Source organism: Flavobacterium sp. CF136, from assembly GCF_000282055.1.
In the GTDB taxonomy this organism is placed as follows: Bacteria; Bacteroidota; Bacteroidia; order Flavobacteriales; family Flavobacteriaceae; genus Flavobacterium.
Genome location: NZ_AKJZ01000040.1, coordinates 1 through 18,039, shown reverse-complemented (window position 1 = coordinate 18,039; position 18,039 = coordinate 1). Strand labels below are relative to the sequence as shown.

Annotated in this window: 16 protein-coding genes; 10 read left to right on the top strand and 6 right to left on the bottom strand. The window is 32.9% G+C overall.

Annotation, left to right across the window (positions count from 1 at the left end; all coding sequences use genetic code 11):
- Window positions 1-21 precede the first annotated feature (21 nt).
- From PMI10_RS12275 to PMI10_RS12265, 3 genes are all read left to right on the top strand, one after another.
- Window positions 22-603 carry an OmpH family outer membrane protein gene (locus PMI10_RS12275; protein ID WP_007808322.1) on the top strand — a complete coding sequence of 194 codons (582 nt, stop codon included), beginning with the start codon at window positions 22-24 and terminating at the stop codon, window positions 601-603.
- A gap of 99 nt (window positions 604-702) precedes the next feature.
- Window positions 703-2,982, top strand: coding sequence for a helix-turn-helix domain-containing protein (locus PMI10_RS12270; RefSeq protein WP_007808321.1), 2,280 nt, complete (start codon window positions 703-705; stop codon window positions 2,980-2,982).
- Between the two features lie 59 nt (window positions 2,983-3,041).
- A complete protein-coding gene (locus PMI10_RS12265; protein WP_157489820.1) occupies window positions 3,042-3,803 on the top strand; it encodes a hypothetical protein in 762 nt (253 codons plus the stop codon).
- A 36-nt stretch (window positions 3,804-3,839) separates the two neighbouring features.
- Here PMI10_RS12265 and PMI10_RS12260 read toward each other — a convergent pair whose 3' ends face one another.
- Window positions 3,840-4,799 carry an HU domain-containing protein gene (locus tag PMI10_RS12260; protein ID WP_035631814.1) on the bottom strand — a complete coding sequence of 320 codons (960 nt, stop codon included), beginning with the start codon at window positions 4,797-4,799 and terminating at the stop codon, window positions 3,840-3,842.
- A gap of 243 nt (window positions 4,800-5,042) precedes the next feature.
- On the opposite strand from PMI10_RS12260, the gene dprA reads away from it, so the two are divergent.
- Window positions 5,043-6,143 (top strand): DNA-processing protein DprA, encoded by a 1,101-nt coding sequence (gene dprA, locus PMI10_RS12255; protein WP_007808317.1) that lies wholly within the window; start codon window positions 5,043-5,045, stop codon window positions 6,141-6,143.
- A gap of 82 nt (window positions 6,144-6,225) precedes the next feature.
- On the opposite strand, the gene trpS is transcribed toward dprA, so the two are convergent.
- Window positions 6,226-7,200: a tryptophan--tRNA ligase gene (gene trpS / locus PMI10_RS12250; RefSeq protein WP_007808314.1), complete on the bottom strand. Its 975-nt coding sequence runs from the start codon at window positions 7,198-7,200 to the stop codon at window positions 6,226-6,228.
- A 136-nt stretch (window positions 7,201-7,336) separates the two neighbouring features.
- Here trpS and PMI10_RS12245 point away from each other — a divergent pair, with 136 nt between their 5' ends.
- Entirely contained in the window at window positions 7,337-8,089 is a 753-nt protein-coding gene (locus tag PMI10_RS12245) for a lysophospholipid acyltransferase family protein (RefSeq protein ID WP_035631822.1), read from the top strand.
- A 568-nt stretch (window positions 8,090-8,657) separates the two neighbouring features.
- Here the strand turns inward: PMI10_RS12245 and recA are convergent.
- From recA to PMI10_RS12225, 4 genes are all read right to left on the bottom strand, one after another.
- A complete protein-coding gene (gene recA / locus PMI10_RS12240) occupies window positions 8,658-9,665 on the bottom strand; it encodes a recombinase RecA (protein ID WP_085950285.1) in 1,008 nt (335 codons plus the stop codon).
- 167 nt (window positions 9,666-9,832) lie between these two features.
- Window positions 9,833-10,345 (bottom strand): acyl-CoA thioesterase, encoded by a 513-nt coding sequence (locus PMI10_RS12235; RefSeq protein ID WP_007808306.1) that lies wholly within the window; start codon window positions 10,343-10,345, stop codon window positions 9,833-9,835.
- Window positions 10,346-10,467: 122 nt separating this feature from the next.
- On the bottom strand, window positions 10,468-10,851 hold the full coding sequence (locus PMI10_RS12230; RefSeq protein ID WP_007808304.1) for a hypothetical protein: 384 nt from the start codon (window positions 10,849-10,851) through the stop codon (window positions 10,468-10,470).
- Window positions 10,852-10,858: 7 nt separating this feature from the next.
- Complete coding sequence (locus PMI10_RS12225; protein WP_007808303.1) at window positions 10,859-12,007, bottom strand: DNA polymerase III subunit; 1,149 nt, start codon at window positions 12,005-12,007, stop codon at window positions 10,859-10,861.
- A 449-nt stretch (window positions 12,008-12,456) separates the two neighbouring features.
- On the opposite strand from PMI10_RS12225, the gene PMI10_RS12220 reads away from it, so the two are divergent.
- From PMI10_RS12220 to PMI10_RS12200, 5 genes are all read left to right on the top strand, one after another.
- Entirely contained in the window at window positions 12,457-12,909 is a 453-nt protein-coding gene (locus PMI10_RS12220) for a hypothetical protein (RefSeq protein WP_007808299.1), read from the top strand.
- A 200-nt stretch (window positions 12,910-13,109) separates the two neighbouring features.
- Window positions 13,110-14,402: a hypothetical protein gene (locus PMI10_RS12215; RefSeq protein ID WP_007808297.1), complete on the top strand. Its 1,293-nt coding sequence runs from the start codon at window positions 13,110-13,112 to the stop codon at window positions 14,400-14,402.
- A gap of 106 nt (window positions 14,403-14,508) precedes the next feature.
- Window positions 14,509-14,931, top strand: coding sequence for a hypothetical protein (locus tag PMI10_RS12210; protein ID WP_007808291.1), 423 nt, complete (start codon window positions 14,509-14,511; stop codon window positions 14,929-14,931).
- Window positions 14,928-16,406: a gliding motility protein SprC gene (gene sprC, locus PMI10_RS12205; RefSeq protein WP_007808290.1), complete on the top strand. Its 1,479-nt coding sequence runs from the start codon at window positions 14,928-14,930 to the stop codon at window positions 16,404-16,406. Before PMI10_RS12210 ends, sprC begins: the two co-directional genes overlap by 4 nt.
- A gap of 1 nt (window position 16,407) precedes the next feature.
- The coding region (locus PMI10_RS12200; protein ID WP_007808288.1) for a PorP/SprF family type IX secretion system membrane protein at window positions 16,408-18,039 on the top strand (1,632 nt) is incomplete at its 3' end.

The following is an 18,039-nucleotide window of genomic DNA, read 5'->3' as shown; positions in this document are numbered from 1 at the left end:
AAAAAATAGAAATTAAAAAAAATGAAAAAAGCATTAGTAATTATCGCGCTTTCAATTTTAGTTGTTTCATGTAATAAAACAGCAGAAGTTAAGGAAGTAAAAACAGCTTACGTTGATACTTCAGTTTTAATGAAAGAGTACACTGAAGCAAAAGATCTTGAGGCAAAGTATAAAGCTCAGGCAGAAGAAAAAGGAAGACAACTACAAGCTGAAATTACTCGTTTTAAACAAGACGCTGCTAGTTTTCAAAGTCAGGCACAGGCAAACGGTCAGGCATGGGCACAACAAAGAGGAGCTGAATTGCAAAAAAGAGAGCAGCAATTGGGTTATGCTCAACAAGCTTTGTCTCAACAATTGCAACAGGAAAGTGGTGTTGAAATGGATTCTCTTGTAAGCGGAGTTAAAAAATTCATTAAAACTTATGGAAAAGAAAAAGGGTACTCTTATATCTATGGTACCGGTGATGCAGCTTCTATTTTATATGCAGAAGAGAAATATGACATTACAAAAGATATTATTAAAGCTTTGAATGATAAATATAAAGCATCTCCAAAAACTGACGCTAAACCTGCGGTAAAAGAGGGTGAAGAAGCTAAAAAATAAAAAACTAAACTAACTAAATTTTAAAAACCTAAATCTATTATAGATTTAGGTTTTTTCTTTTATAAAAATGCGATACTTTTAGATTTCAATACACGCCAAATGCAAAACGTTTCAGAAGCAGCAGCTTATACACTACAATTTATCAATCAGACGCAAAAGTCGATCTTTCTTACGGGTAAGGCCGGAACGGGGAAAACTACGCTTTTACGCGAAATTATTAACACAACGCATAAAAACACAGTAGTTGTAGCTCCAACGGGAATTGCTGCCTTAAATGCGGGCGGCGTTACTATTCATTCAATGTTTCAACTGCCTTTTTCTGCTTTTATTCCATCTTATGAGGCGAATCCACAGTTTACTGAGACGGTTAAATTCGAAAATAAGGAAACATTGCGCAGACATTTTAAAATGAATAATGTAAAGCGTAATGTAATCAGAAACATGGAATTACTGATTATTGATGAAGTAAGTATGTTACGCGCTGATTTACTTGATGCAATTGACTTTATGATGCAGACTGTCCGAAGGAATTCAAATGCTTTTGGAGGTGTTCAGGTGCTTTTTATTGGAGATTTATTGCAACTGCCGCCAGTAATTCGTGATGAAGAATGGCGAACGTTGCGAAATTATTATAAAGGGAAATTCTTTTTTCATTCGCATGCAATACAGCAAAGCCCGCCATTATACATTGAATTATCTAAAATTTACCGCCAGACTGATGATGATTTTATTTCAGTTTTGAATAATCTTCGTAATAATCAGATTTCAGCTGAGGATATTCAGTTTTTGAACCAATATGTAAAACCGGATTTTGATTTAAAAAACTATCAGGGTTATATCACATTAACTACGCATAATGCCAAAGCAGATTCTATCAACGAGCAGTCAATAAATGATTTAGCCGGAAAAGAGTATTCCTATTTGCCTTTTATAGTAAGTGATTTTCCGGAAAAAATTTTTCCGGTCGAAGAAAATCTTAAGCTGAAAGTAGGTGCACAGGTAATGTTCGTTAAAAACGATTTGTCTTTTGAAAAACGATATTTTAATGGAAAAATGGGCGTTATCAAGTCACTTTCTCCTGAAGAGATTTTTGTGCATTTCCCCGAAGAGAACAAAACGATAGAAGTAGAGAAATATGAATGGAAAAATATTCGTTACAAAGTAAATGAACTCACAAAAGAAATAGAGGAGGAAGTTTTAGGCACATTTGCACATTATCCGATCAAATTGGCGTGGGCAATTACGGTGCATAAAAGCCAGGGATTAACTTTCGACAAAGCTGCGCTCGATGTATCGCAAGTTTTTCTTCCGGGACAGGCATATGTTGCATTATCACGTTTAAGATCTTTAAATGGGCTTATTTTGCTTTCTCCGATGCAGATGAATGGTATTTCTAATGACCAGGATGTCATGGACTATGCGTTGAACAAAGCGACCGATGATGTTCTGAAGAAATCTTTACACTTCGAAACAAAGAATTTTATTCATAACTATTTGATTAACAGCTTTAATTGGACAGACTTGGCTCAGGAATGGCGAAATCATCGTTTTAGTTACAACGAAAATGCTGCAAACTCTGAAAAAACCAAACATGCTATTTGGGCACACAAGCGTTTAGAAACGATTGATCAGCTTATAGATCCTTCACAAAAATTCATTAATCAGCTTAATAAGATTTTTAATAAGGAAACAGTCGATTTGTTTTTTGTCCAGGAAAGAGTAGAGGCAGCTTATGACTATTTTTTCAAACCGATGGATAAATTGGTTATGGATATTTTACAAAAAATGGCTGAAATTCAGAAATTTAAAAAAGTAAAAGAATTTTATGAAGAATTAGCCTTTCTGGATGACTTGCAGACTAAAGCTGTTTTACGATTGATGAAAGCTAAATTATTGATTGAAATTGTTGTGGCGGGAGAAACCATCTGCAAAGAAAAATTGACTTCGTCAGTTATTAAAAATTTCAAATCAAATAAGCTCGAAAAGATTCGTGAAGAATTTAAAATGACCAATACAGACATTTTTAAATCAGATGAACCGGTTATTCGGTATACTTCAAAAAAACTGGATAAAAATGAACCAAAAGCTGTCAAAAAAACGACTGTTGAGGAAACATATGATTTATGGATCGAAAAGAATTCAGTTCAGGATATTGCCCGAATTCGAAAACTTACCGCGCAAACTATTGAAACGCATTTGGTTAAATTAATTCAGGCTAAAAAAATCGAACTTTCTGATGTTCTTCCATATGATAAAATATTGGCTCTGCGTGAAGCCTTTCAGTTTTATCAGGAAGAATCCCTAAATGGATTGAAAGAAAAACATGGTGACAAATTTACCTGGGATGAATTGAAAATGTTTAAAGCCAGTATAAATTGATTACTTTCAATGCTGAGTGTTCCACGTAAAACACGAATTAATAATTAATTTATATGAAAATGAAATCAAAAATCATATGTCTTTTTCTTCTGGTTTTTTCAGCAAATTTTGTTGTCGCCCAGGAATTGAAAAAAGAATATCAAAAAGGGATTATCTATTTTATTGACTGTGTAAAAAAAGATAAAAAAGAAGCTGTTGCTGAATTGGTTAAATATCCATTTAAGAGAGAATATCCGATTCCGGTAATTAAAAACAAAACAGAATTTATTAAAAGATACAATGAAATTTTTGATATTACGCTAAAGGATAAAATCATAAAATCTAACCCTGCCAAAGATTGGGAACAAGTGGGATGGCGTGGAATTATGCTCAATAATGGAGATATGTGGATTGATGAAGATGGTCGTTTGATCGCTATAAATTACCAATCAAAATTGGAGAGTGACCTGAAAGTAAAACTGATAAAAGCAGAACAAAATGCTGTACACTCTTCTTTAGCTAAATTTGAAGAACCGGTTTGTGTTTTGGTTACTTCTAAATTCAAAATCAGAATTGATGATTTAGGAAATCAAAATTACAGATATGCTTCCTGGTCTCAAAACCAGAAGATGAGTGAAAAGCCTGATTTAGTGATAACTAATGGAAAGTTTGTTGCTGATGGAACAGGAGGTAATCACCATTATGATTTCAAAAGAGGACAATATCTTTATGAATGTTACATTGCACCCTTGCGAGAAAAAGAAGCTTCCCCAGCAAGTTTAACTATTTATAACAAAGAGAATGTAATACTTTCTCAGGATGCCAGGATAGTTTCAGAATAAAAAAACCTATTCGTTGAGAATAGGTTTTTTTAAGTTTTATAATTTTTGAATTAAAATCCAGGCATCAGGATTTTCAGCCTTTTGGATTTCTCTTTGGGCATTTTCGGCTTCAGCCATAGTGGCATAACTTCCGTATAAAACCGGGAATAATCCGTGTTTGTTTTCTCCAAGCATTCGGGCTTCGTAACCATTTTTTATTAACTGATTGTATGCTTTTTTTGCGTTTCGTTCACTTCTATAAGCACCAGCAATTATATGGTAAGGCAGCATAGATTTTTCATCTGTTTTTGCCGTATCAACAGAAAGGGTAACTGCAGGTAAAGGGTTTTGAATTAAAAAAGTTGCTTCCTGAATTTTATTCTGTACTTTTTTCTGAACAGCACTTTCAACTATAAGTGTTTGTGTTGCTATTTGATTTTGATATAAAGGGTAGCCAATACTTCCGGTAATTCCTAATGTCAGTACAAATACGGCAGCATATTTCAAATACGAATTTGAAGATTTTTTACTTTCTTCAGGATATAGTGCTGCAGTTTTACCTTGTTCGATTGATTCAATTTTCTTTTCGAAAATTTCTCTTTTTACCAAAGGCGAAATAAACGGGCTTAATCCGAAAGAAGTTGACAGGTAATTGTTTTGATCAGTTGGAAAGAAAATTAGATTGTTATCCTCATTCAAACCAATTTCACCAATATTTTTTAAATATACTATTCCGTTTTCTTCCAACGTTTTTTTCCAGCTTAAAACCTCAAATGCTATTGCACTTACGGCAAACCCGTATGAAGTTTTTTCTGCATGAGCAATATGATTTGCCAGCAAACCATCATTGTTTTTGATTTGACTGTTAAAAGAGATCATTTTTTTAGGTGGAAAAAACGAATTTGTGCTTTCATTAAGCTGTGCCGACTGAGTTTCAGACAAGAATGCTCCAAACCCGGGAACCGTTACACACTGATAACGATACAATAACTGCGAGATGTAAGTTTCGATTTTCATAGTAACAAAGTTATGCATCCAATATAGTTATCAAAATTTTATTCACAATTTTTATTAACAATTCACATGTTTTTATAGACAATTAGTTTTCAGTAAGTTAAATATTTTAAGCAATTTTATAAATCGACGAAGATATCTTTAAATTTTTATTTTTGAAAGAATTTACTTCTAATTCATATATTTGTCGTTTTAAAACAAATCCTGTTTTTAAGAATTATCATCCTTTAAAAAATTATATACGCCATGTCAGAACAAGATTTATTTTACTTATTAGCCTTGCTTCGGGTGGAAGGTGTTGGAGACATTATGGCTAAAAAATTATTAGCAAATTTTGGTAGTGCCGAAGAAATTTTTAAGACCAAAACGAACCAAATTGCTGCTATAGATGGGGTTGGCTCAGTATTGCTGAAAAACATAAAAGATAAATCAGTCTTTGAAAAAGCAAATCAGGAGCTTCAATTCATCATAAAAAACAATATAAAAACATCATTTTTTCAAGATGAGAATTATCCTGAACGCCTTAAACATTGTATTGATTCGCCTGTTCTTATTTTTTCGTCAGGCAATATCAATTTAAAAAACAGAAAAATAATAAGTATTGTTGGCACACGACAAATAACCTCGTACGGAACAGAATTTTGTAAAAATTTAATTGAAGACCTGGCTCCGCTTGATCCAATAATAGTTAGTGGTTTTGCATATGGTGTTGATATTGTGGCCCATCAGTTTGCAATGGAAAACAAACTGCAAACAATAGGCGTTTTGGCACATGGTTTAAATCAGATTTATCCAAAAACACATAAAAAGTACATGTCAAAAATGGAAGAAAATGGTGGTTTTATAACCGAATTTTGGAGTTCAACCAATCCTGACAAAGAAAATTTTGTGCGACGAAACAGAATAGTAGCTGGCATGACTGAAGCAACAATCGTAATAGAATCAGCAGATAGGGGAGGCTCGCTTATTACAGCCAATCTGGCAAACGATTACAATCGTGATGTTTTTGCCGTTCCCGGACGTGTAACAGACAAATACAGTCAGGGATGTAATCAATTGATAAAAATCCAGAAAGCAAATGTATTAACCAGTGCCGCCGATTTGGTTTATATGCTCAATTGGGATATCGAAAACAAATCTAAACCGGTTCAAAAACAACTGTTTGTAGATTTAGAATTAGAGGAACAAAAAATCTACGATTATCTGCTTAAAAACGGAAAAGAATTGTTGGATATTATTGCACTACAATGTGAATTTCCTATCTATAAAATATCAGGAATGCTATTGAATATGGAGCTTAAGGGTGTAATCAGACCTTTGCCGGGGAAATTGTTTGAGGCTATCTAGAGTAAAAAAGTTACCACGAATTACACGATTTGTACCGATTTAATTATCAAAAATTTGTGTAATTCGTGGCTAAAAAATAGTTTTATTTTCCGAAACCAAGTTTCTCGCGGACTCTTTCTAAGACCCCATCAGCAATAACTGAAGCTTTTTCTGCCCCTTTTTTTAAGAGTGCATCAACTTCTTCAAGATTGTTAATATAGTAATTGTATTTCTCTCTCTCAGTTTTAAATTTTTCTGTAATCAATTCAAACAAAGCTTGTTTGGCGTGACCGTAACCATAATTCCCGCCTAAATAATTAGCCCTCATTTCGGCAATCTGAACTTCAGTTGCTAATAATGAATAAATCGCAAAAGCATTACAGGTATCCGGATTTTTAGGTTCTTCAAGAGGTGTGCTGTCAGTTTCAATACTCATTACCTGTTTGCGAAGTGTTTTATCGTCCAGGAAAATATTGATAATATTATTGGCCGATTTGCTCATTTTTCCACCATTGGTACCGGGAATCAACATACTGTCTTCCTGAATTTTAGCTTCAGGGATTACAAATGTCTCTCCCATTTGATGATTGAAACGTGAAGCAACATCACGAGTAATTTCTAAATGCTGTAATTGGTCTTTACCAACGGGAACAAACTCGGCATCGTATAATAAAATATCAGCGGCCATTAACATTGGGTATGTAAAAAGACCTGCATTTACATCATCTAAACGATCTGATTTGTCTTTGAAAGAATGTGCTAAAGTCAAGCGTTGAAACGGAAAAAAGCAACTTAAATACCAGGTTAATTCTGCAGTTTGAGCTACATCAGATTGTCTGTAAAAAGTTACTTTGTCAGGATTTAAACCACAAGCAAGCCATGCTGCTGCTGTGCTATATGTATTTTCTCTTAATGTTTTACCATCTTTTATTTGTGTAATTGAATGTAAATCAGCAATAAACAAAAAAGATTCGTTTGCAGGATTATTTGATAATTCGATTGCAGGTATAATTGCCCCTAATAAATTCCCTAAGTGTGGTGTTCCGGTACTCTGAACGCCGGTAAGTATTTTTGCCATTCTATTGTTTTCTTAACCGCAAAGATTGCATGTTTTTATGAAAAATTTGTCGGTTTATTTCAAATTTGTATTCTTTATGATTCGCAAAGTTAATTCTTTTATGAAAATTCACCTCCGATTTCTTACATTTGAAACCATGAAAGGAATAAAAATTATTTTTTGGGTTATCTGGCGCATTTGGTTTTATATCTTAATGGCCATCCCGATATTGATTATGCTGCCATTTTTGTTGATTTCTATTATAACCGAAAGTGGCTATCCGTATTTTTTTAAAATGGCTCGTATCTGGGCAAAATTCATTCTTTTCGGAATGGGTTTTTATTACAAAACTAAACGTGAGCAAAAATTAGAAAAAGGTAAAAGTTATATGATTGTTGCTAACCATACATCAATGTCTGACATTATGCTGATGTTGGCTGTGGTTAGAAATCCATTTGTTTTTGTTGGAAAAAAAGAACTTTCGAAGATTCCCTTGTTTGGTTTTTTCTATAAACGTACCTGTATTTTGGTTGATAGAAATTCTTCGAAAAGTAAAAATGAAGTTTTTAAAAGAGCTCAAAATCGCCTGAATCAAGGATTAAGTATTTGTATTTTTCCTGAGGGAGGAGTCCCTGATGATGAAACAATTTTGCTGGATGAATTTAAAGATGGTGCTTTTCGTTTGGCAATTGAACATCAAATTCCGATTGTTCCAATTGTTTTTGCCGATAATAAGGAGCGCTTTTCGTATACTTTTTTAAGTGGAAGTCCTGGAAAAATGCGGGTAAAAGTACTTTCTTTTATTGAAACCAAAGGACTGGGAGCAGAAAGAAGAAAAGATCTTCGTGATCAAACCAGACAATTGATTTACAAAGGATTGCTTCAATTTAAGAAAGCAGATCAGGATTAATAAATTGTATAAAAATCTAAACCCGGCATATGTTTGACGACATGCCGGGTTTTCTTTTGAATTTAAAACCCCTTTTAATATTCAAAATTTATCGATGAATTATTTTTTCTGAAATAAATCGTAACACTTTTTTAAATTTTAATTTTGTTTTTTTACGGTTTTTATTAAACAACACTTCTAATTTTTCTTTCATGATCAAAAATATTAACAGTTGATAATAAAGAGTTTGTTCAAACTCAAGTTAACGTATAATACTATAGACTATTAAAAATGAAAAAGGTTGCGTAAAAAAGTATAAAATTCTTAAAAAATAATAAAAAACCGTTAGCACTAAAAACAAAACTAACGGCTTTTTATTTAAAACAATCAACCAAATTTACTTTAAAAACCTTTAAAAATGGGTACTTATGACAATACCATTTTAAATTTTATGTATGTTAATTTATAAGATGAGGTTATTTCAAAAAGGTTGCGTTAAAAATGTGTTTTTTTTTAAAATAAACCCCGACAAGTTTCAAAAACTTGTCGGGGTTATAAATAAAGTCTTTATTCTAAGACTTTTAAAGTTTTAAGCGTTAGCCAATTCTTTTATATGTGCTTTAATTTTTGCTTCCAGTTCATCAGCTAATTCAGGATTGTCTTTAATTAGTGATTTTACTGCATCACGTCCTTGTCCTAATTTTGTTTCCCCGTAACTAAACCATGATCCTGCTTTTTTAACAATCTCAAATTCAACAGCTAAATCTAAAATTTCCCCAGTTTTAGAAACTCCTTCTCCGTACATAATGTCGAATTCTGCAGTTTTAAAAGGTGGAGCTACTTTATTTTTTACCACTTTTACTTTTGTTCTGTTTCCGATAACATTCTCTCCATCTTTAATTTGAGATGAACGACGAATATCTAAACGTACAGAAGCGTAGAATTTTAAGGCGTTACCACCCGTTGTTGTCTCCGGGTTTCCGAACATCACACCTATTTTCTCTCTTAACTGGTTGATGAAGAAAACGGTACAATTTGTTTTACTAATCGTCCCGGTTAATTTTCTTAAAGCCTGAGACATCAAACGTGCATGAAGACCCATTTTCGAATCACCCATTTCACCTTCGATTTCACTTTTTGGAGTTAAGGCTGCAACAGAGTCAATTACTACAATATCAATTGCACCAGAGCGAATTAAGTTTTCAGCAATTTCTAAAGCCTGCTCCCCATTGTCTGGCTGAGATATGATTAAATTCTCGATGTCCACACCTAATTTTTCAGCATAATTTCTGTCAAAAGCATGTTCAGCATCTATAAAAGCGGCAATTCCTCCTGCTTTTTGAGCTTCGGCAATTGCGTGTAATGTTAATGTAGTTTTACCAGACGATTCAGGTCCGTAAATTTCTATGATTCTTCCTCTAGGGTAACCATTTACTCCAAGAGCTAAATCTACTCCAAGAGAACCTGAAGAAATAGTCTCTACTTCTACAATGGCTTTGTCGCCCATTTTCATTACGGTTCCTTTTCCGTAAGTTTTATCTAGTTTGTCAAGCGTAAGCTGTAGCGCTTTTAATTTGGCATCTTTTTCTGAACTCATCTTTTCTTTTTCTTTTTCTTTCATCTAAGTTTTTATAATTTTTTTTGAAAACAAATCAGAAAAATGAATAACTTCCTGATTTAGATTTATATGGGCTTGTAATTTTGTAAAAATACTTCTTTTTTTTGAAGTAGCAATTAAATTCAGTGTCTTAAAAAGTAAGGTTTTTAAGATATAAATAAAGCTTTTAATTCTGTTGCTTCTTCGGGTTTTATCTTTCCGGCCAATAACAAACTTAATTGTTTACGACGTAATGCGGCATCAAAACGTTGTATTTCAAGTTCGGTTACAGGTGCAATTGGCGGTACTTCAACAGGTCTTCCGGTATCATCGACAGCAACAAAAGTATAAATGGCTTCGTTGGCTTTGGTTCTGTTTCCGGATTCGCGGTCTTCTACCCAGACATCTATAAAAACTTCCATAGAACTTTTAAAAGATCGTGATACTTTTGCTTCAACAGTAACAACACTCCCAAGTGAAATTGCTCTGTTAAAGGCTACGTGATTTACTGAAGCCGTAACTACAATTCGACGTGAATGTCTTCGTGCTGCTATGCTTGCTGCACGGTCCATTCTGGCTAATAATTCACCGCCAAAAAGGTTATTCAAAGGATTTGTTTCGCTCGGTAAAACTAAATCGGTTAAAATAGTCAGAGATTCTGAAGGGTGTTTTGGATTCATTTTTCTTGATAAAATTTTATTTTTTTGTCACGGATTTCACTAATTAAACAGATTGTAGAAAATTAAAAAAAATCTTAAAATCAGTAAAATCTGTGGCTTTTTTTTAAATAATTGCGGTTGATTTAATTCAACCAATAAACGGCCATGACGGCAGGAATAAAATATATAACAATGGTTCTTGCACCATCATAATCTTTGGCTAATCGCTGACCGAAAAGCATCATTAACAAACAAATACAAGAAAATACAGCACCGTAAAAACCAAATTCACTACCACTGTTAAGCAGTAATTGAATTGCGCCTACAACGCATAAAATTCCGGAAATTAATTCTAAAACTAAAAGATGAAGCAGGGCAAGCGGCACCTGATTTTTTAGAATTGTCTTGGCAAAATGTTCTTTAAGCCAGGAAACATTATCTTTCCAGTAAAAAATTTTCTCATAACCTGATTGTAAAAACGTTAAGGCTAAAAAAGCTAAAAGCAAAATTGAGGCAACATTATTCATTTTAAAACTATTTTTTATGAATTAAACGTGTGAGTTTTATGGATAAATCTGTCAAAATTATTTTCGCATTTCCGTTTCTTTCAATGTGATACATAGCATCAGAAAGTTCTTTAAAGATATCATGGATGTTGTTTCCGTTTACAAAAGGCGCAAAATTTTCCAATTTAAATTTATCGACTTTCGGTTCAATGTATACTAAACCGGGTGCCTGATAATTTAATAAAAGTGCCTGTCGGAACATTTCAATACAAAACTGAATGAATTTTTTCTGGCTTTCACGACCAAGTGCAGCAATTTCTTCACTCCAGGAAATCAAATCCTGAATAGCAGCTGCATTTCCTTTAGCTCTGAAAGCTGCGCGAACCCAATTGACAAACCATTGCTCAAAAGGATATTCAGAATCGTCTTCTTTTAATAAAGAAAGTGCTTTATTAAAATTTCCCTGTGCCTGATGTGCAATTTTTAAAGCTAAATTCTGATCTGTATTTTCCTGAGAAACCAAAGCTCCTGCAATTACTTTTTCCGGTAATCCGTTAAAATGAATTACCTGACAACGAGAACGTATGGTTTGTATGATATCTTCTTCGTTTTCAGAAATCAGAATAAAAATAGTTTTATCTGAAGGTTCTTCCAAAAGCTTTAATAATTTATTTGATGCAGCAATATTCATTTTATCGGCCATCCAGATAATCATAATTTTATAACCGCCTTCGTAAGATTTTAACGAAAGGGATTTTAAAACTTCCTGCGCATCTTCGACCCTGATTTCGCCCTGTTTATTTTGAACGCCCAAAATTTTATACCAGTCAAATAAACCTCCATAAGGCATTTCCTGAATAAATGTTCGCCAGTCCTGAATAAAATCTAAACTTTTCGGTTTGGTTTTAACATCCTCGGTCGTTACTGTTGGATAAATAAAATGTAAATCGGGGTGTGAGATATTTTGAAATTTCAGATTGCATGAATCATTTCCATTTGTATTTTCATCGCCTGTATTGTTACATAAAATATATTGCGCATATGCAATAGCGGTTGATAATGTGCCACTTCCTTCCGGCCCAATGAATAATTGAGCATGCGGAATTCTTCCGGAAGCTGCACTTTTTATCAAGTGGCTTTTGATGTAATCCTGACCTAAAATTTGTGAAAATTGCATGAAGCAAAGATATAAGAAAATGAGTGAGTCAAAAATAGTATTATTAAACTTTAATTTTCTGTCTTTATTTTCAAATAAAATTGTTCATTTAAATTTAAATTGTTTGTTATTTATCTGGCAAGTTTTGTCAACATTGAGATTGTTCTCAAGAGATATTAAGAATTTTTTGTTAATAGTTTTTTAATAATTTGCTCAAAAACAAGCTTTTTTTTGGTTATCATACTGAACAAATTATTAGTTTTCATCTTGAAAAATAAATAAAAATCTTACAGGAATAATTTTTAACAATATTGATAAAACTGCTGTGAAACTCATATTTTACCCGACTTCAATTCTGTTTTTAAGTTTTTTTTAAGACTTTTTTTCAAAAAAAAAAATATTAAAGTTGCAGATTAACTTAATTTATATATTTTTGTTTTCATCAACAACAAACTTTTTAATAAGAATCTATGAAAGGGAAAATTATTTTTTTAAGTGTATTTTTTTTACTGACTACAGGGGCAATTTCAGCCCAAGCTAAGAATGCTCCACGAAGTATCATTAGTACTACAGCTCTTATTCGTAAATATCACGATCAAAAAGAATTGAGTGGAATGCAAAAGGGAGAATTATTAGAGTTATACATTGAGCGCATTAAAGTATTGGTTAAAACCCTGCCTTATATTGCTTTGGTTACTAAACCGGGTGTTACTATGGCTGACTTAGGTATTCCAGACGATAATGAACATAAAAAAGCTTTAGATAATCAAGCTATAGGAACTACGACATTCTTAGACACTACTGTTGATTTTCAAAGAAAAATGATGCCATATTCGGACAAAGCCAATTTAATTGCAGCAATTTTATTTTACGAAGGAACATTGAAATCTTTACATGAATTCAACGAATTGAATGAAATGTAATTTCAGATATTTTTAAAACCTTTTTTAAAATGTTTACGTATATGGATTAAATTTCAGTTAACATTTTAAAAAAGGGTATTAAAAAATAACTCGTTCGATGTCTTCTTAATTTTTTAGAAACACGGAATGAGTTTTTTCATTTACGCATGCCCAAATTTACGCATACCCAAATTTATTATTAACCCTAATACCCCCTTATCATGAAAAATTTTACTCAGATTATCTGCATTCTTTTGACAGTTACCAGTATGAGTGCTCAACAAGAGAAAGGAATTATGGGCTACAACAATTGGTTAAATAACTGGACCGAATTTAAGCCTAACAAAGTTGAATATGGAGAAGCTAACCAAATTTTAGCCGGAAATATTTCTACAAACACAAAACTACTTAAGAAGAATGTTTATGTTTTGCAGGGCAATGTTTATGTAACCAATAACGCTGTTTTAACAATTGAACCAGGAACATTAATTATTGGTGATTTTGATACTAAAGGAACATTAGTAGTTACTAAAGGAGCATCAATTATTGCTGATGGTTTAGAGACAGATCCAATTGTATTTACCTCAAACCGCAGCCAGAAAAAAGCTGGTGACTGGGGAGGTTTAGTAATTCTTGGCGATGCTCCAATTAATAAATTTGGTAATGTTGGATCTTATAATTTAGACCTTGACCCTACACTTACTACTTATGGAGGTGATAATGCTGCAGGAAATTCAGGGATTTTGAGATTTGTCAGAATCGAATTTGCTGGTAAAAAAGTAAAAGGCGCCGGTAGTTTCAATGGATTGACTCTTGCAGGTGTTGGAAATAAAACAATTTTAGATAATATAATGGTTAGCTATTCTGCGGGAGATTCATTTGCTTTCTTTGGTGGAGATCTTAATGCAACAAAATTAGTTTCTTATAAATCTATCAATGATGATTTTAAATTTACTCAGGGAATACAATGTCGTTTGCATAATTCTCTAGCCGTAAGATCTTCATATTTATCAAGTAATAAAGATGGATCTCGTTGTTTAGAAGTTGCATCTTACGAGAAAAAAAGTGAAACAGATTTTACTAAAAAACAAACTTTAGTTATTGCATCAAATATTACAATGCTTAACGACAGCGAAAATATTAATGCTGATATTCAGTCAGGTTTAGTAAAAGAAGCGATTTATATTGCAGAAAATGCTTCACTTGAAATAAAACGCAGCGTAATTTCAGGATTTAATCCAGCAGTTTTATTAGATAGTAAAACAGAAATTAATGATGCCAATCTTAAGAAAATTAAATTTGAAGAAATGTATTTTAACTTATGTAAAGGAAACATCTTTACAGAGTTCAATTCTAATAATGAAGATTTAGAGAGTTGGTATGGTAATAGCGTGTTTTTTAACGTATATTCTCAAAGTGATAACAAAGAAACTTTTATAGATATTTTTAATCCAAAAAAGCCAGATTTCAGACTTCAATTAGGAAAAATTACTGCATCAAGCGGTAATAGATAAATAAATTTAGATTTTTATTTCAAAAGCGTAAATTTTTTTATTAATAAAAGTCCCCAGACAATTTATGTATACGTCTTAGAAAGGACCCAAATAAAGATCAAATAAAATGGCCCCAAATATTAAAAAGTATTTTATTTATACAGCATTTTTGGTTTTCCCTTTATCGATAAGTTTATTTGCTCAAAGCAAAATTGAAAAACCTATAAATTCAATTATTGCTATTGATCAGGTATTAACGATAAAAAATCTTAACCAATCATTGGCACCTACGCCTGCAATTAATTTAGACAATTCTAAACAGTTTATAGTAGAGCTATCCATCCCCAAGGATAGCTTTGCTGTAGTCACTGCCGGAATTGATAAATCGAAACCCAACGTACCATCAGATAAAACATCAAAAAAAATCATAACGTATTATTCTGCGCTTGCAAAAGATATTATTGAAAATTATAAGTATGATTTTTCTGAAACGTTTATTGATATTTTGTTTTTTGAAGATATAGACTTAGCCAGAATTCGTACTATATGATGAAAAAAACTACTCTTTCCCTGATAAAATTTTCACTTTTTTTAGGAGTATTTTTATTTACAGTTTCCAAATCTTCTGCACAGGTAATATCACCAAGTAAATTGGATGTTATAAATATTTGTGCTGGAGATATTGTTGGAAACGCCCCTTTTAATGAGTATTTTGTAAGTTTTACATATACTGATTTCCCGGCTGATGTTGTTTTTGATGTAGAATTAACTGATGAAAATGGAGTTTTTTTAGCTTCTCCTATTCTTGCTACAAAATTGGAAACAACCAATCAATCTGCTACACAACAAACAATAAAATTTGCTATTCCTGTCGGAATAAAAGGCTCAGATAATTATAGCTTAAGAATTAAAAGTAATAAAACAGTTAATAGCCAAAGACTACGAAATTTTGCTAACGTTACTTCTTTTACTATTTATTATAAAGACTATGTAAAATCATTTTCAATTAATAATCAAATTGCTAACGCTACTATTTGTTCCGGAGGGAGTTTTACGCTTTCTGTTGATAACCCTACTCCAGGTACTATTAATTCATCTCCCGCCAATTATCCTAATATTAAATATAAATGGTATAAAGACGATGTAATAATTGCAGGTCAAAGCGGTAAAGAAGTAACCATTAATTCTGCAGGTAACTATTATGCAGAATTAGATTATGGACAGTGTTCTGACGTTAATTTTGGCTCAAATCGAGTTACAGTTACAAGTTCTTCCGGTTCTGGTTCAGTAACTATAGATTCAAGTTTAGGAAATCCTTTTTGTTCAAATGGAGGGAACACTGTTTTAACAGCAACTTCCGGAAATAGTTATGTATGGAGAAAAGATGGTGATATAATATCAGGTGTAACCGGCCGCACGTATAGCACTAACGAATCCGGCGTTTATACTGTTGATGTTGACTTTGGAGGATGTAAAGCTTCAGGAAGTATCGATTTGAAGAGTAATAGTTTTGTAAGCAGCCTTAACGTTCCGGAAACAAATGATATTAATACTGATGCTCAGGAGACTTTAAACGTTGTTGTTACAACTGATGCCGTAAATCCTACATATCAATGGTATCGTGGCAGTTCTGCCATTTCAGGCGCCAATTCAAATACTTACACAGTAACCAGTAGAGGAGATTATAAAGTAAAAATTACTCAAGCTTCTGGTTGTGTTATTGAACAAGAGTTACCTTTTACAGTTACATGTAATAATTGTGAAGTACCAGATGCATTAGTAATTCCAAATATTGTTAAATTGAGCGGTAATGTTCCATATTGGAATATTCCCGATATATATATAAATGATGCGACTAAAGTAATCATTATAAGTTCTAATGGAGATAAGGTTCTGGACGTTGTCAATTATCAAAATGATTGGCCGCAAACTGAAATAGATTTTAAAAATATAAATCCGGTATATTACTATGTCATTCAAGGCGATGCAGGTGAAAAAAAAGGATCAATAACGGTGATAAAATAATATGAGGAAATTTTTACTATTCTTAACTTTATTTTACGGTTCAATACAATTACTCTATTCTCAGGATACAAATGAGAATGGAGTTGTTTCGTTTTCGTTACCTATTAGAAATTCTTTAAAGTTTAACAGATATTTAATTAACCCTACATTCAGTTTTGTTAGGGAACAAAACCCATATGTGAGTTTTTATAATAAAAGACAATGGGTTGGATTTGATGATTCACCAAATACCTATTTATTTAATTACTCTGGCCGTTTAAGAGAAAATGATGCTTATGCAATTGGGTTATTTCAACAAAATTACGGTTTAATGACTGTTTTTGGCGGAGTTGTCAATTTTGCCCATAACATTGTTTTGCAGGAAGACAGTAATTTGACCTTTGGTCTAAATGTTGGAGCTTATAAAAGTGGATTAAATAAAGGAAAAATTATATCTGATGATACCAGTATAGGAAATGATTTTCCTTCTTATACACTTCTTACTGTAAATCCAGGGATCAATTACGGAACAGCTTTTCTTGATTTTGGAGTATCGATGAACAACCTGGTACTGTATAATTTTGGTTCGGGAATGGTAAAAGATGACCCGGAAAAAGGTATTGAATTGCACGCAATGTATACAGGATACATAGATAGTTATGGCTTTTTTAATGAAAGTAAATTTTCAGCAATTGTAAAATCAGAAGTAAAAAAGGATAATACTATAATTTCAGGTCTTGCTGTACTTACCATTCCACAAGGAGTATGGGCTCAAGCAGGTTATAATACGTTATATGGAATTTCAGGAGGTTTTGGTCTTAATATCACTAAAAGTATTGCAATAGAATATAATTACGAAAGAGGATTCGGGAATTTTACCAACCTTGGTGCTTCCCATGAGTTTACCATTGCATATAAATTTAAAAACACAAATTACTATTATGGTGATGATGATGAAGGTTCTTTAATAGATACTTCTAAACCAAAACCAGTAATGGCAAAAAAATCAACCGGACCAATTACGAGAGTAGATGGTGCGACAAAAGCAAAATTAGCTGCAGAAGCTAAAGCCAAAGCAGATGCAGAAGCATTACAGGCAAGATTGGCAGCTGCAGAAAAAGTTAAGGCTGATGCCGAAGCTGCTAAAGCGAAACTTGCGGCTGATGCAAAAGCCAAAGCTGATGCGGAAGCACTAAAAATTAAATTGGCCGCAGATTCTAAAGTAAAAACCGATGCCGAGAAAACTAAAGAAAAATTAATTGCTGATGCAAAAGCAAAGGCTGATGCAGAAGAAGCAAAACGTAAAGCTGAAGCTAAAGCTAAAACTGAAGCAGCAGATTTACAATCTATTATAGCTGCTGATGCCAAAGCTAAAGCAGATTCTGATGCCCTACAAGCAAGGCTGGCTGCTGAAGCGAAAGCGAAAGCTGCAGCTGCAGCTAAAACTAAAGCTGCAACTGATGCAGCAAATAAAGCAAAAGCAGCAGCAGCTGTTAAAGAAAGAGCGGCAGCGTTAGCAGCAGAAAAAGAAAGATTGGCAGCAGAAGCAAAAGTTAAAGCCGATGCAGAAGCAAGACAAGCAAGAATTGCTGCGGAAGCTAAAGCCAAAGCCGATGCAGAAGCATTACAAGTTAAACTAGCTGCAGATGCTAAA